The sequence below is a fragment of the Pseudomonas sp. P4_C4 genome, from assembly GCF_056402055.1.
This window is the reverse complement of the sequence record NZ_JBFUID010000011.1, coordinates 84,932-98,977: the sequence shown is the minus strand read 5'-3', so window position 1 is coordinate 98,977 and position 14,046 is coordinate 84,932. Positions and strand designations below refer to the sequence as shown.

Genomic DNA, 14,046 nt, shown 5'->3' with positions numbered 1-14,046 from the left:
RGCCATCATCAATATCGAGTTATTTAAATGCGCATAATACATATTACTGAAGCGCTTGGCGGCGGCGTCCTCAATATAATCCAGCAATTAGCTGCTCTCCAAACTGCCGATGGCCACGCAGTGACCATCATTCACTCTGTGCGTCCAGATACACCGACCTCATTGCAGCTAGCGGATTTATTTCTCGCTCCGATAGAGCGTTTTGAGTTGACGATGGTGACCAATATTTCACCATTCAAGGACATATTAGCGCTAATCAAAATATTTAAGCTAATACGTAAAATAAAGCCTGATGTAATTCACCTACACTCATCCAAGGCAGGTGTGCTAGGTCGTATTGCTTGCCGATTCGCAGGGAGATCAAACTCTTGCTTCTATACGCCTCACGGCTTTTCTTTCCTGCGAAAGGATATAAGTAAAAACAAACGCCATGTTTTCTCATTAATTGAAAGACTAAGCTCCTATTTTGGCGGCACAACAGTAGCCTGCTCTCAGAGCGAGCTTGAGCATGCTATAAAAGGTGCAGGGCAGAAAAAATCTTTATTGGTCGAGAACAGTATCCCCTTGGACCTCGTAAAGCATGCCACTGGTGGTGGTGGTGGTACCAGTTGTTTGATCAGCACCTCTGGTCGTCTGTGTTACCCGAAAAACCCATCCGCTTTTCGTGACCTTGCGCTGAAACTAAAAAACGACTCCGCACGCTTCCTTTGGATTGGCGGTGGTGAACTGGAAAATGAGTTACTCGTAGATGGAGTACTACCTGAAAATCTGAATGTCACCGGCTGGGTATCCAGGGATCAAGTTGCTGATTTTCTCAGAGCATCCGATTTATTTGTAATGACTTCATTATGGGAAGGCATGCCATTGTCTTTGATGGAGGCGCAAGCATCAGGTTTACCAGCTGTTGTCCCAGATGTTGAGGGATGCAGAGATGTTGTGGTTGATGGTGTAACCGGTTTTGTTTGTAAGACGGCAGACGATATGGCCAAAAAAACCCAACGGCTCATATCCGATATGGAATTACGAAAAAAAATGGGTAAAGCAGCCCGAGAGAAAGCCTTACAGCGTTTTGCCCCAGAGCGTATGCACAGTGAAATGCTACTGGCCTACACATCTACTCAAAATTCATTAGTTCGAGGCTCGGCGGCATGACTTACAAAATCTTGGTGACCGGCGGTGCCGGCTATATCGGCTCCCACACCACCTTGGCCCTGCTCGAGGCCGGCTACGAGGTGGTGGTGCTGGACAACCTTTGCAACAGCTCACCGGAGTCGCTGTCGCGGGTCGCACGGATTTGCGGCAAGGCGCCTTTGTTCATTCAGGGCGATATCCGTGACCACGCCTTGCTGGATGAGTTGTTCATCTCGCAGAGGATCAGCGCGGTATTACATTTCGCCGGTTTGAAATCGGTGGGGGAAAGTGTCCGCAAACCACTCGACTACTATGACAACAATGTCGCAGGCAGTGTCACCTTGTGCCAGGCAATGGCCAACGCCGGAGTTTACAATTTGGTGTTCAGCTCTTCCGCCACGGTGTATGGCGAGCCGACGCAGATGCCGATCCGGGAGGATTTCCCCACTGGCGTGCCGACCAATCCCTATGGTCGCTCCAAGCTGATGGTCGAGGATCTGTTGCAGGATCTGGCGAAATCGGACCCGCGGTGGAGCGTTGCCCTGCTCCGCTACTTTAACCCGGTGGGCGCGCACCAAAGCGGGCTGATTGGCGAAGATCCCAATGGCCTGCCGAATAACCTCCTGCCCTATGTTAGCCAGGTGGCCATTGGCAAGCTCAAGCAGCTATCCGTGTTCGGCGCCGATTATCCGACGCAGGATGGTACCGGGGTACGCGACTACATCCACGTGCAGGATCTGGCCGACGGGCATTTGAGTGCGCTACGGACAATCCTCCAAAAAACCGGGGTAAACATCTGGAACCTGGGCACCGGTATCGGTTACAGCGTGCTGGAAATGATTCGGGCATTCGAGCAGGCCAGTGACCGAGCCGTGCCTTACAAATTGGTTGAGCGTCGCCCCGGTGATATTGCCGAGTGCTGGGCCGACCCCACAAAAGCCGCCAATGAATTGAACTGGAAGGCCAAGCGCGGGTTGCCGGAAATGATGACCGACACTTGGCGTTGGCAAGCTGCTAACCCGCAAGGTTATGGCCAGTAGCATCGTTCGTATGGCGTAGCAATCAGGCGCGAACATGACATCCGCACCACATACCCAATAACAATTGTTAGAAACAGCGAGTGCGTTAGAAAACGTCAGACCTGTTAGACATCCTACACAGGTATTCTTGAGGCAATAATCGCAAGATAAATCTCACTGAGGAATGACCCAGAGGTCAACTCTCATCGAGTTCGAATCAATACTATCCTTAACGTTACTGGACGCTCAGAGTTTTTGGCCTCGCACGCTCGCTTCTTAGTTTCACCGCCAATACCGACGATGCATCAAAAAGGAATCTACCATGACCAAACTACTTGCTTCCGCCCTAATGCTTTCTTTAAGTGCCTCCGTTTTCGCCGCTGAGCCTTCCACAGGGTCTTCTGCTCCAGGCACACCTGCAAAACCCGCAGCAAACGCTCCTTTGAGTCTGAACACCCCTCTCGTGGGCAGCCTGACCACAGGGACTGCTCTGGGCATCGGCGCTGCGGTTATCGCCGGAGCCGCTGCGGTGTCATCCAGTGGTGGCGGAAGCAACAATGACGGCGGCACTACTGGCACTACCGGCACCACTGGCACCACCGGTACTCACTAAGCGCACCGCGAGGTCGATAGCCTTCTACCACCCGGAGCAATCCGGGTGGTTCCGTTCTGATGTGTTCCCTCCACAAGTGTCCTCAATCATGATTCGTAGTTTGTCGCTCGCTGTGCTTGCAGGTATTGCCCTGCAAGGCTGTATGTTCTCACCCGGTCAACACCTGGATACCAGCCAGATCGGCCGTGATGGCTCACCGGAAAGCAGTCGGATCGAGCTGATTCCGATAACGCCCAAACTGATTGCCCAGAACGCGGCGACAAAAGTGCAAGCCTCGGTGCCCGCCGAGTTGTTGGCGTTCAAGCCGGGGGCTTACCGGATTGGCGCCAATGATGTGTTGTACATCACCGTGTGGGACCATCCGGAGTTGACTGCACCATCGGGTGCGCAACAGCAAATTGATGCGAACGGTCGCCTGGTACGCCCGGACGGCACCATGTTTTACCCCTATATCGGCAATATTCATGCCGAAGGCAAAACCATCGAGGAGCTACGCGGTTTTATTGCCGAGCGCCTGACTCAATTCGTCGACAGCCCCCAGGTTGACTTGAGTGTTTTGCGCTTTGCCAGTCAAAAAGTCGTTATTTCCGGTGCCATTTTAAAAGCCGGTCAACAACCCATTACCACTTCGCCGCTCAGTGTCGTCGAAGCCATGGGCACTGCTACTGTCGATCCATTGAATGCCGACCTTGCCGGCCTGACACTGACCCGGGACGGACGTGAGTATCCACTCGACCTGGACTCGCTTAACAGCAAAGGCTCGCAGTTGCATAACGTCTATTTGAAAGACGGCGATCAGTTGTACCTGCCCTACAACGACCGGAAAAAGATCTACGTCATGGGTGAGGTCAGCCAGCCTCGGGCGCTCACGTTCAAAATCAACCGGATGAACCTGGCGGATGCGGTCGGAACGGTCGGTGGACTTAACCAGGCCACCTCCAACGGCAATGCGCTGTATGTCATTCGAGGTGCCGAGAACCTTGAAACCGAGCCGGCAAAAGTCTTTCAACTGGACGCCGAATCGCCTACCGCGTTTGCTATCGCCAGCCGCTTCGATCTGCAACCCCAGGACATTGTCTACGTCGGCCCTGCAGGCGTGACCCGCTGGAACCGCTTGATCAGCCAGTTGCTGCCATCTGCCGTTGTCCTGGGTACCGGAGCAGCGGCCACAAACAATCTCAGTGAAGCCAGCAGTCGATAAGGTTTGAGCCGCTTTGAAAACTTTGCGTAACAGCTCATGCCTGGCGGTGGGATTACTGCTGTGTGGCTGTAATCCGTTGATGCAGGCGTCCCTGGATACCTTTAAAGCCTCCACACTGGGCGCCCCGTCGCTGGAATTGACTGCGGCGCAAGTGGAGGCCGTGCCCTATGCGCAGATCAAGGTCACCACGGAGGAAAGCGACGGTGTGTTGGCCAAGCTACGCCAGCAGGGCGACCTGGAGTTCTGGGTCGCCTCCGGCAAACAGGTGTTGTTGATGCGCGACGGTCTGGTCGTGCGCAGCGTCGGCCTGGGCATCAATCTCGACGGCACGCGCTTCGACGGCGAGTCGCCGTTCAAGCTTGGCTTGCAGCGATTGCCCGATGGTTACAGCAGTACCCGCTGGATAGATGTCTATCAGGGGCCGCGGGTCGGGCTGGCGGTCAACAGTCGTTTCAGTCGACAGGCCATCGAAACCGTCACCATCCTGGACAAGGACTATGCGTTGCAGCGCATAGACGAACGCATCGACATACCCGAGCTGGGATTCAAGGCCACCAACCGTTTTTGGGTCAGGCCTGACGATGGCTTGATCCTGCAGAGCGAACAACATCTCACGCCGGAACTTTTCTTGAAGATTGTGCAATTGCGCCCTGACCGGGAGATGGCTCGGTGAGATATTCGAAAACGCTGTCGGCCTGCCTGTTGCTGGCCAGTTCTGCGATGACTCAGGCCGCTGTCACGGTCACGGGTGATGTGAAAAACGCCGGTTCCTTCGCGTTCGTGCCAGGTGCACGCTTGCTCGATGCCGTCAGCCAGGGACGCCCGAACGCCGAAAGTTACTGGCTGGCCGCCGCCTGGCTGCACCAGCCACTGGTGGAGCAGCAAATCCGCCTTAAAGCCGGTGTGCTGTTCGATCTGAAATTGCTGCAACGTGGGGCCTTGCTTGAAGAAAAAAGCAGCCTTGCAGCCTTGGCTGCGCGCCTGTTGGAAGAGGTCAGCCGACTGCCCGTTACCGGCCGCAGAGTCGCGGTGCTCGACCCCGTGGCGTTGGAGGTTGCGTTCGCCCGCAATTACTCGCTCAGTGACGGCGACCGGCTGACTTACCCTGTACGCCCGACTACGGTCACTGTGGTGGGCGCCGTTGAACAGCCCTGCGCACTGCCTTATCGCGCCCTGCAGCCCGTCCAGGAATATCTTGAAAGTTGTCTGCCGGTGACCGATGCAGATGCCGATTACCTGTGGCTGATTCAGCCCGATGGCCAGGTCAGGAGAGTCGGCAACGCCGCCTGGAACAACGAAGGCGGGGTGTTTGCCGCCGCAGGCAGCACGATTCTGGTGCCCGTGCGCAACGATGATCCGGACCTGCCCACACCCGACTTGAACGAGCAGCTTGCCCAGTTTCTCGCCACCCAACCGCTGCCCGAGGTGGCCCCTTGAAGTTACGTTTTGCCGCCGTAGTGTTGTTGCCCTACAGCCTGGCTCATGGAGAGCCGCGTTTTACCCAGAATGATTTCGGTGGCGTGGGTTTGCTGCAAACCCCCACCGCACGGATGGCGCCCGCCGGCGAATTCAGCCTGAACGCCAACCGGACCGACCCATATTCGCGCTATAGCATTTCAATACAGCCCCTTGATTGGCTGGAAGGCAGCTTTCGCTATACCGCTATCAGCGACCGTAAATACGGGCCCGAGTCATTAAGTGGCGACCAGAGCTATAAAGACAAGGCGGTCGATGCCAAAGCCCGCCTCTGGCGAGAAAGCCACTGGTTGCCCGAGGTCGCGCTCGGTTTTCGGGATATTGGGGGCACCGGCCTGTTCTCCAGCGAATACATTGTGGCGAACAAACGTTACTACGATCTGGATTTCAGCCTGGGCGTTGCCTGGGGCTACATCGGTAACCGCGGGGATTTCGAAAACCCGCTGGGGTACCTTGATGAGCGCTTTGATACACGCCCGGTAAACTCGGACACGGGCGACGTCAATACCAACTCGTATTTTCGAGGCTCGCCCGCGTTGTTTGGCGGCGTGGCCTATCAGACGCCCTGGTCGCCCTTGAGCTTGAAACTCGAGTTCGACGGTAACGACTACGAGCACGAGCCGCTGAAAAATAGCCTGAAGCAGGACTCGCCCATCAACATCGGGGCGGTGTTCAAGCTGAGTGACTCAGTCGATTTGAGCGCAGGTTGGGAGCGCGGCAACACCGCGTTGTTCGGTATTACTTTTCATACCAATTTCGCCAGCCGCAAGGCGCCAGCCAAGCGCTACGACCCCGCTGTCGAAGCGCTGCCGGCACGCGAGCCAACCACGCCGCTCGATCAGGTCGACTGGGCGGGGGTTTCCAAACGACTGGAAAACAACGCAGGTTATAAGGTCGAGCGTATTGCTCAGCGCGATTCCGAGCTGATTGTGTATGGCGAGCAGTCGCGCTATTTCTACTCCGCCAAAGGCGTGGGCCGGGCCAGCCGGATTCTGGACAACAGCGCGAATGACGAAATCGACTGGTTCACGATGGTGAACAAGCGTTACGACATGCCTGTGGTAGAAACCAGTGTGCCGCGCGACACCTTCCGGGCCGTGGTGAACAACCAACAAGACCTTACAGACCTGCACCGCACCACCGAATTGAACCGGGCCACGCCGCACATTGAAAACACGTTGTACACCCAGGCCCTCGAGCGTTTTACCTATGGTATCGGCTTGGGTTACAAGCAAAACATTGGCGGTCCCGACGGCATGCTGTACCAGCTGACCGCTGATGTGGACGCAGAATACCGCTTTACCCGCAGCACGTGGACGAGCGGGGTCATCAGCACCAATCTGCTGAACAACTTTGATAAGTTCACGTACGACGCACCGAGCAACCTGCCCCGAGTGCGGACCGATTTGCGCAAGTACGTCATCACCTCTGATGTAACGATGCCGACATTTCAGCTCAACCATGCCAAGCAGCTGGATCAAGACTTGTTTGGCATGGTGTATGGCGGTTATCTGGAGTCAATGTTCGCCGGGGTCGGGGGTGAATTGCTGTACCGCCCCATGGGCGAGYGCTGGGCCCTGGGTGCTGATTTGAACTATGTACGCCAGCGTGACTTTGACCAGGGTTTTGGTCTGCGCGATTACAAGACCGTGACCGGTCACATCACCACCTATACCGAACTGCCGTTCGATTTGCAGGCGGCGGTCAGTGTTGGGCGTTACCTGGCGCGCGATTGGGGTGCCACGTTTGATGTGTCGCATGAGTTCAGTAACGGTGTGAGGTTCGGTGGATGGGTCACCCGCACCACGGCCTCGGCAGAAGAGTTCGGCGAGGGTAGCTTCGACAAAGGTATCTATATCTCGGTCCCCTTCGACGAGTTGATGAGCGTTTCCACGATGCGTCGCGCCAATCTGGTCTGGGCTCCTTTGACCCGCGATGGTGGCGCGCGTCTTAACCGCCAATATTCGCTGTACACAATGACCAATGGCCGCGACAAAGATGCGTTCTATAAAAACTTTGAGAAAATCACCGAATGAGTTCGTTACTCCTGGGTTTCACACAACTGTCCCAAAGGATACGCACGCTGCTTTTCATCAGCGTTTGTCTGGTTTTGCTGACCGCCGCTTTGCGAGCGCAACCGATTCCCGAAGCCTTTGCCCAGGAAGACAAGCTGCATCACCTGGTTGGTTTTTTCGTGTTGGCTTTTAGTTGCCGGCTGGCCTTCCTGCGGGTCAAGGCGCACTGGATTGCCTTGGGCTGTCTGCTGACGGGGATCCTGATCGAATATGCACAAGCACTGATGCCGCTGCGCACGGCATCACCTTACGACGCCTTGGCCAATGCTGTCGGTGTGTTGCTCGGCTTGATTGCGTGGCGTTGGGTGCAGCCCGTCAAACAGTCCGCCGGGTTCCCTGGCACTTAAGACCATGGCTTCTGCGTGGGCATAGCGACAACACGCCTGAAAACATCAAGGCACTGAATCGACGCCACCCATTTCTGTTATGCGGTTTTGTATAAGAAAGGCCTGTAAACGTCACTCAGGCGAATGTAGTTCTCTGTAGGAGCCAGCTTGCTGGCGATGGACTCAAGTACGCCGCGTTTATCCGGTTCACACGCGTTATCGTTATCGACCATCGCTGCGATGCGGCGACCCGACAAGCCAGCTCCTACAAGGGAGCATGGCCACGCTTTTTTTTGCTCTTGGGTGCCGCATTTTTTGAGCGGCCATAAACTTTTTCAAGGCAGACCACTATGAACGCTTCCGGATCACCGATCGACTCTGTCTATAAATCGCTGGACCCTTTTGCACCGGGCAACATGGTTTTGGGGCAGAAGTTCACCGAGGGCAACAGTGGATTGATGGCCTGGTTGCGGACATACGAAAGTGCTCCCTCCACTATCACCCCACAGCCAAAGTTGTTGGTGGAGCGCATCGGGCTCTTTCCTTCCTCGGGTGATATTCGGCGCATGGTCGGCAATCCCATTGCGCTACTCGAGTACTTGCGGGCGCTGTATGCCAGTGAAGCACTGGATGTGGATGACAGTGACGGCCTGAGCCTGACGTTCACTGAATGGCGCTTCAAGATCTGCCCAGCGCAGAGCGAGATCCTGTTGAAGGTTGAGAGTCGTGGCGATATAGCACTGATGCAGAAAAAAACTGCAGAGCTGCTGGATCGGATCGAAGAGAAAAAATAGTAGTGAATTCTGGTGACGCCACTTCGCCAGAACTCACAATCGATGCAAAAGCTACAACCTTGACGATTCTCCGCGAGTGCGCCACTGAGGCTGCATGAATGCCTTTTCTGCCCCCGAAAGAGTGACGGCGAAAGAGTTCAAGAGCCTCTCGGCTGTATATTTTGGAAGACTCGTACTCAGCATGATAATCGCGAGCCCTAGCATGAGGGCCGTGCGGGGAATTTTGCGGATTTCCTTTCGCTCCAGCCTGAAAAGAAATACGCACGCCGCGATTGACCCCACAACCGCCCCGGCAATCGCTTCCGGCAGAGGATGAATCGTCTGACCGACATACTGGACGCTGAACCACCAGGTCGACAGCAGCCCGGCACCCAGTGCCAGCCATCGAAGGCGATGATCCAGTTGGCGCAATAGCAAACTCAGGACAACGGTCGACACCAGGCAGGCGTTCATTGCGTGGCCGCTGATGACCGCGATATTCAGGCTTTCCAGGCCGATTCCCCAGCCCTTGAACAGCACTTTACTCAGACCTACGACAAAATAGGCCACGAACAGTACGCCTAGCCATAAGAGCGCGAGCTTTCTGGATGCCATGCACCACAGCCAACCGACGACGACCATGGCCGCTGGAAGCATGACGGTGATGCCGGCGTATTGTGCGATGTACAGTTTTGACACCAATCTACTTCCTCACGCCTCGTGCAATTTTCCAGTGCAATGGACACTGGGTGCGTGTTCAGTAGATACAACGCTCATCGATCCGAAAAGCACTTCAGGCGATTCTCTACGACAACCACCGAATAGCTCGCGATGTGCATTGCCAGTCCGTCCTCTATCAGGGCTTCCAGCAAAGCAGCTTGTGCCGCGAAGCGCAGGTCGCGGTTGAGTTTTCGAGAGGCGTGCATCTGATCGATCAGGACATGCGTGACTTGATAAGGGGTGCTGCCTCTCAGACGCCCCAGCCAGACGGGGATTTTTTTTGCCGCTTTGGATTGTCTGATACCCAGCACGCACGTTGCCTTGTCCGAAGCGGTGTTTTTCGAAACCTCCTCGATTTCTTCAAACACGTCGGTCAATTTTTTTAGTGCGTAGCCAAGCATCAAATCATCAAACGCATCCAAAAACATATACCTCTTCACGTGGTGAAGTTATTTCTACAAACACATTTCCGATTATCACATTACACTTTATTCCATGTATGTACTGGACGTATTCTAACGATCAAAACATCTGCCAGATAACATTACAGTTGTTAGCGCGAAGACTAACTTGAGCAGAGTATTAAGTGACTTTTTATAACAATTATTGAGCCTGCAATCGAACTATATAGACTTCAACAATATCGGTAATTACACGTAAGGTGCGGCGAGCGTTATCAGAGGATTCAGCAGTCAGATGATCTGGTTGCAAGGCGTTAACCGTCAGATGAGTTGAACCTGTGAGCCCGCCTGGCATCCTATTTATCGACACCGCGCCCCACCTTTCAAACACCTGTCTTCAGGTTGTTGCCGCAGGGGCCATCGATACACGTACACGCCCTTGAGTGGCTGTCAGCGCTCGGGTAATGTCATCAGACCCATAGGACAGAGCACGCCCATGACTTCCAAGCTGGAACAACTTAAGCAAATGACCACCGTGGTTGCCGACACCGGCGACTTCGAAGCTATCGCTCGCGTTAAACCCGTGGACGCCACCACCAACCCTTCCCTGCTGCTCAAGGCCGCGGCCATTCCGGCGTATGCCGGGCTGCTGAACGCCAGCGTCAATGACTGCAAGGGCGATGTGGGCCTGGCCAGCGACCGTTTTGGCGTGGCCGTGGGGCAAGAAATCCTGAAAGTGATCCCGGGCCGTATTTCCACCGAAGTGGATGCACGCCTGTCGTTCGACACTGACGCCGTGTTGAAGCGTGCGCATCGCCTGATCGAGCTGTACGACAAGGCCGGTATTGGCCGCGACCGTGTGCTGATCAAGATCGCGTCCACCTGGGAAGGCATCCGCGCTGCCGAGATCCTGGAAAAGGAAGGCATCCAGACCAACCTGACCCTGCTGTTCTCCTTCGCCCAGGCAGCCGCTTGCGCCGATGCCGGGGTGTTCCTGATTTCGCCATTCGTAGGCCGCATCTACGACTGGTACAAGAAAGCCAACGGCAACGACTACACCGGCGCGGATGATCCGGGCGTGCAGTCGGTGACGCGCATCTACAACTACTACAAGGCCAATGACTACAAGACCGTGGTCATGGGGGCGAGCTTCCGCAATCTGGGCCAGATCGAGCATCTGGCCGGCTGCGACCGCCTGACTATCAGCCCGGACCTGATCGACAAGCTGGCGGCGGATACCGGCAAGCTGGAGCGCAAACTGGTGCCGGGCCATGCCGGTGAAGCGCGCCTGAGCCTCAACGAGGCGCAGTTCCGCTGGTTGTCCAACGAAGATGCGATGGCGACCGAGAAGCTGGCTGAGGGGATTCGTCAGTTCGCGCGGGATCAGGAGAAGCTTGAGGCGTTGTTGCAGGCCAAGCTGTGATCTGAGTGGGTGTGATGCAAAAAGGGCGAACCCTCACAGGTTCGCCCTTTTTTGTTGATGCGGGGTTCTTGCGGACGCCATCGTCGGAACGCCGCCCGGAGCAAGCTCGCTCCTACAGGGGATCAATGGCGTTCGAGCGCATTCACCAGATCATGGAACGCTTCACGATTGGTGTCGTTCAGGCCCATGAGGATTTTGTGCGCTTCAAGCACTTTGATCCGCACCACTTCTTCGGACTGATCCTGGTCTGGCAGGTCGTCCAGGCATTCCGGGCATGGCACCGGCTGGTCGACGATGTTGAACACCTGCTCGAAGCCCATGGACTGCAGCAGACGGGTGATGTCTTCGTGGGTGGTGACGACGGTCGGCAGCAGGCCGACCTGTTGCCGCGACAGGATCGACAGCTTGGCCAGCAGGCCCAGGGTGGTGCTGTCGATGCTGCGGGTTTCGGTCAAATCGATCACGATCGCGTTGAAATTCTTCGCGGTGAAGATTTTCTCTATAGTCGCATCCAACGCCGAACACAGGGTCAGGCGAACTTCACCGACGAACTTGAGGACGAAGGTGCCGTCCTGCTCGGCGAACTGGATTCTACCAGTACTCATCAAAGATTCCTGCTCAACACCAACAGGGCGATATCATCCGGCATCTCCCCTAGCGTGGCCAATCCAAAAACCTGCCGCAGCCCATCCAGGGTGCCGCCCGCAGCCTTGACCCGTTGGGGCAACGCCGCCTCTTTTTCTTTGAGTGTGGGTTCTGGCAAAAGGTCCAGAATACCGTCAGACATCAGCGTCAGGCTGAACGTCGGTGGCAGTTCCAGCACGTGGTCTTCGTAGGTGGCTTCGTTGAAGAGGCCCACCGGCAGGCCACGCCCTTCCAGATAACGAACACTGTCTGGCGTGTACAACACTGGCAACGGCAGATGACCGCCGATGCTATAGGTCAACAAACCGGTCTCCTCGTCGATGACTCCACCGACCATTGTGACGTGTTTACCCAGCTTACAACTGATCAGGCCCCGGTTGATATGACCAAGAACCTCTGAAGGCTTGAATTCCGGCAAGGTGCCGCTGCGCCGGGACTCGAACAGCAAGCGCGTGGTCATGAACTTCAACAGCACGGTGACGAAGGCTGAAGAGGCGCCATGACCGGAAACGTCCGCCAGGTAAAAGGCTACCCGGCGCTCGTCGACCCGGAAGTAGTCGACGAAATCACCCGACAGGTACAGCGACGGGATGATCTGGTGAGCGAATTTGAACTCGTTGATGGTCCAGGGGCTGACCGGCAGCATGTTCATCTGCACCTGGCGACCGGCATTCTGGTCCTCCTGGAGCAGGTTCAGGCTGGCTTCGAGCTCGCGATTGGCCTTTTCCAGCTTCTCGCGGTAGCGCTGGTTCTCCAGCAACAGGCGCGCACGATCCAGGGCCCGGCGCACAGAGTGCTCGAGCACGGCCAGATCTTCGAGAGGCTTGATCAGGTAGTCCGCTGCGCCCAAGCGCAGGGCTTCGACCGCGTCGTTCATCACGCCCGCACCCGAAACCACAATCACCGGCGTTTGCGGCGACAACCCGGTCACCTGGCGAATGAGTTCGAGTCCGCCCATCTGCGGCATGCGCAGATCGCAGATGACCAGGTCGGGCTTGTCTTGCTCGAATACCTGAAGGCCCTGCTGGCCATTGCTGGCCTGCAAGACACTGAAACCACTGTCTTCCAAATAGGCGGCGAGGCTCGCGCGCACTACTTCGTCATCATCGATTATCAGCAGCGTGGCACTGGTTTTTGGCATGTGGGCAAACGGCGCCAGAATTAGGTTGGCGTAGCAGGCGGGGACTTTGGCCCGGCGCTGACTACTGGATTCGCTTTCTAGCCTCTCTGTCGCACCGCTATCGGGCATTTGCCCTACACACTTGTACACCAGAGGTGCCCTTCTAAGGCGCAGACGGTACTCCCATCCGCGGGGCGTTTCAAGCTCACACCGATGGTCGCTTGACGTCTTTATTTGTCAAATCACCGAGAGTTATAAGAACAGGCAGATCCGTAACCCAATGGAAGGTTCGAACCCACGAGTCAAACCGGCCGGGACTACAGTGAAAAGCGTGATTACATCCGCATGCGGGTCATCACAGACAAAAAAGGCGGCCTGTTGATGGCCGCCTTTTTCAGTTTACCGGTCGAGATCAGAAATCGTCTTCAACCTGACCGTCTTTCACCTTGAACTCACGGTTCTGCAAGTACGCATTGCGGATGAAGGTGTACTTGTCGCCGGTGATCAGCCTCTCGCTCGACAGCAGGTTGGCGCGAGTATCGACGACATCCAGGGCAAAGAACGAGTTACGCACCGGAATGTCGTTTACGTAACGATAAGCGCCGGTGTAGCTGTCGACGTACCTGGACGGTGCATCACGCAAGGTGCTTGGCCCCAGGAATGGCAGCATCAAATAAGGGCCGCTGCCGACCCCCCAGTAACCCAGCGTCTGACCGAAGTCTTCGTCATTGCGCTGCAGGCCCATTCTGGTGCCGACATCAATGACGCCCAGCAAGCCGAAGGTGGTGTTGAAAATGATTCGTGCGGTATCGACGCCTGCGGCGCGAGGTTTGGCCTGCAGGATATCGTTGGCCAGGTTGCGCACATCGCCGATGTTGCGAAAGAAGTTGTGAACGCCGTCTTCGACAAACTGCGGCGTCACGTACTGGTAGCCCTGGGCCAGGGGTTTGAGCGCATAGGTGTCGATCACGTCGTTGAACTTGTAAATCGGGCGGTTGACGCTTTCCCAAGGATCCTCTTCCGTGGCTGCCTGGGCAACGAACGGAACCAGCATCACACTGGCGCACACACAAATCCTGGCTAGATGATTGCTCCAGCGCATAGAAAAACTCCTTGGTTTGTA

At 55.9% G+C, this 14,046-nt stretch carries 15 protein-coding genes; 10 read left to right on the top strand and 5 right to left on the bottom strand.

Translation table 11 applies throughout. The annotated features are described in order from the left end of the window. Positions 1-27: 27 nt before the first annotated feature. The 9 genes from AC1DXW_RS08690 to AC1DXW_RS08650 all read left to right on the top strand — a co-directional run bounded on the left by AC1DXW_RS08690 (position 28) and on the right by AC1DXW_RS08650 (position 8,635). Complete coding sequence (locus AC1DXW_RS08690) at positions 28-1,152, top strand: glycosyltransferase family 4 protein (protein WP_477756640.1); 1,125 nt, start codon at positions 28-30, stop codon at positions 1,150-1,152. Next, on the top strand, positions 1,149-2,171 hold the full coding sequence (gene galE, locus AC1DXW_RS08685; RefSeq protein ID WP_477756639.1) for a UDP-glucose 4-epimerase GalE: 1,023 nt from the start codon (positions 1,149-1,151) through the stop codon (positions 2,169-2,171). The genes AC1DXW_RS08690 and galE overlap by 4 nt, the downstream gene beginning before the upstream one ends. A 421-nt stretch (positions 2,172-2,592) precedes the next feature. Then, positions 2,593-2,763 carry a hypothetical protein gene (locus AC1DXW_RS08680; protein WP_477759937.1) on the top strand — a complete coding sequence of 57 codons (171 nt, stop codon included), beginning with the start codon at positions 2,593-2,595 and terminating at the stop codon, positions 2,761-2,763. Between the two features lie 88 nt (positions 2,764-2,851). After that, on the top strand, positions 2,852-3,964 hold the full coding sequence (locus AC1DXW_RS08675; RefSeq protein WP_477759936.1) for a polysaccharide biosynthesis/export family protein: 1,113 nt from the start codon (positions 2,852-2,854) through the stop codon (positions 3,962-3,964). Positions 3,965-3,977: 13 nt separating this feature from the next. Beyond that, a complete protein-coding gene (locus tag AC1DXW_RS08670) occupies positions 3,978-4,637 on the top strand; it encodes a YjbF family lipoprotein (RefSeq protein ID WP_477759935.1) in 660 nt (219 codons plus the stop codon). After that, positions 4,634-5,401: a capsule biosynthesis GfcC family protein gene (locus AC1DXW_RS08665; RefSeq protein ID WP_477756808.1), complete on the top strand. Its 768-nt coding sequence runs from the start codon at positions 4,634-4,636 to the stop codon at positions 5,399-5,401. Before AC1DXW_RS08670 ends, AC1DXW_RS08665 begins: the two co-directional genes overlap by 4 nt. Continuing rightward, a complete protein-coding gene (locus AC1DXW_RS08660) occupies positions 5,398-7,476 on the top strand; it encodes a YjbH domain-containing protein (RefSeq protein ID WP_477759934.1) in 2,079 nt (692 codons plus the stop codon). The genes AC1DXW_RS08665 and AC1DXW_RS08660 overlap by 4 nt, the downstream gene beginning before the upstream one ends. Beyond that, entirely contained in the window at positions 7,473-7,862 is a 390-nt protein-coding gene (locus tag AC1DXW_RS08655) for a VanZ family protein (RefSeq protein WP_477756828.1), read from the top strand. Before AC1DXW_RS08660 ends, AC1DXW_RS08655 begins: the two co-directional genes overlap by 4 nt. Positions 7,863-8,191: 329 nt before the next feature. Further along, positions 8,192-8,635: a mannose-1-phosphate guanylyltransferase gene (locus AC1DXW_RS08650; protein ID WP_477759933.1), complete on the top strand. Its 444-nt coding sequence runs from the start codon at positions 8,192-8,194 to the stop codon at positions 8,633-8,635. A gap of 51 nt (positions 8,636-8,686) precedes the next feature. On the opposite strand, the gene AC1DXW_RS08645 is transcribed toward AC1DXW_RS08650, so the two are convergent. Both AC1DXW_RS08645 and AC1DXW_RS08640 read right to left on the bottom strand, forming a co-directional pair. Further along, entirely contained in the window at positions 8,687-9,313 is a 627-nt protein-coding gene (locus AC1DXW_RS08645; protein ID WP_477759932.1) for a hypothetical protein, read from the bottom strand. Between the two features lie 74 nt (positions 9,314-9,387). Continuing rightward, positions 9,388-9,762, bottom strand: coding sequence for a hypothetical protein (locus AC1DXW_RS08640; protein ID WP_477757162.1), 375 nt, complete (start codon positions 9,760-9,762; stop codon positions 9,388-9,390). 469 nt (positions 9,763-10,231) lie between these two features. On the opposite strand from AC1DXW_RS08640, the gene tal reads away from it, so the two are divergent. Beyond that, positions 10,232-11,158 (top strand): transaldolase, encoded by a 927-nt coding sequence (gene tal, locus AC1DXW_RS08635; protein ID WP_477755958.1) that lies wholly within the window; start codon positions 10,232-10,234, stop codon positions 11,156-11,158. A 122-nt stretch (positions 11,159-11,280) separates the two neighbouring features. Here tal and rssC read toward each other — a convergent pair whose 3' ends face one another. The 3 genes from rssC to AC1DXW_RS08620 all read right to left on the bottom strand — a co-directional run bounded on the left by rssC (position 11,281) and on the right by AC1DXW_RS08620 (position 14,025). Further along, complete coding sequence (gene rssC, locus AC1DXW_RS08630; protein ID WP_477755957.1) at positions 11,281-11,763, bottom strand: anti-sigma factor antagonist RssC; 483 nt, start codon at positions 11,761-11,763, stop codon at positions 11,281-11,283. Beyond that, positions 11,763-12,944 carry a two-component system response regulator RssB gene (gene rssB / locus AC1DXW_RS08625; RefSeq protein ID WP_477755956.1) on the bottom strand — a complete coding sequence of 394 codons (1,182 nt, stop codon included), beginning with the start codon at positions 12,942-12,944 and terminating at the stop codon, positions 11,763-11,765. Before rssB ends, rssC begins: the two co-directional genes overlap by 1 nt. A 391-nt stretch (positions 12,945-13,335) precedes the next feature. Then, complete coding sequence (locus AC1DXW_RS08620) at positions 13,336-14,025, bottom strand: MlaA family lipoprotein (protein ID WP_477759931.1); 690 nt, start codon at positions 14,023-14,025, stop codon at positions 13,336-13,338. Positions 14,026-14,046 lie beyond the last annotated feature (21 nt).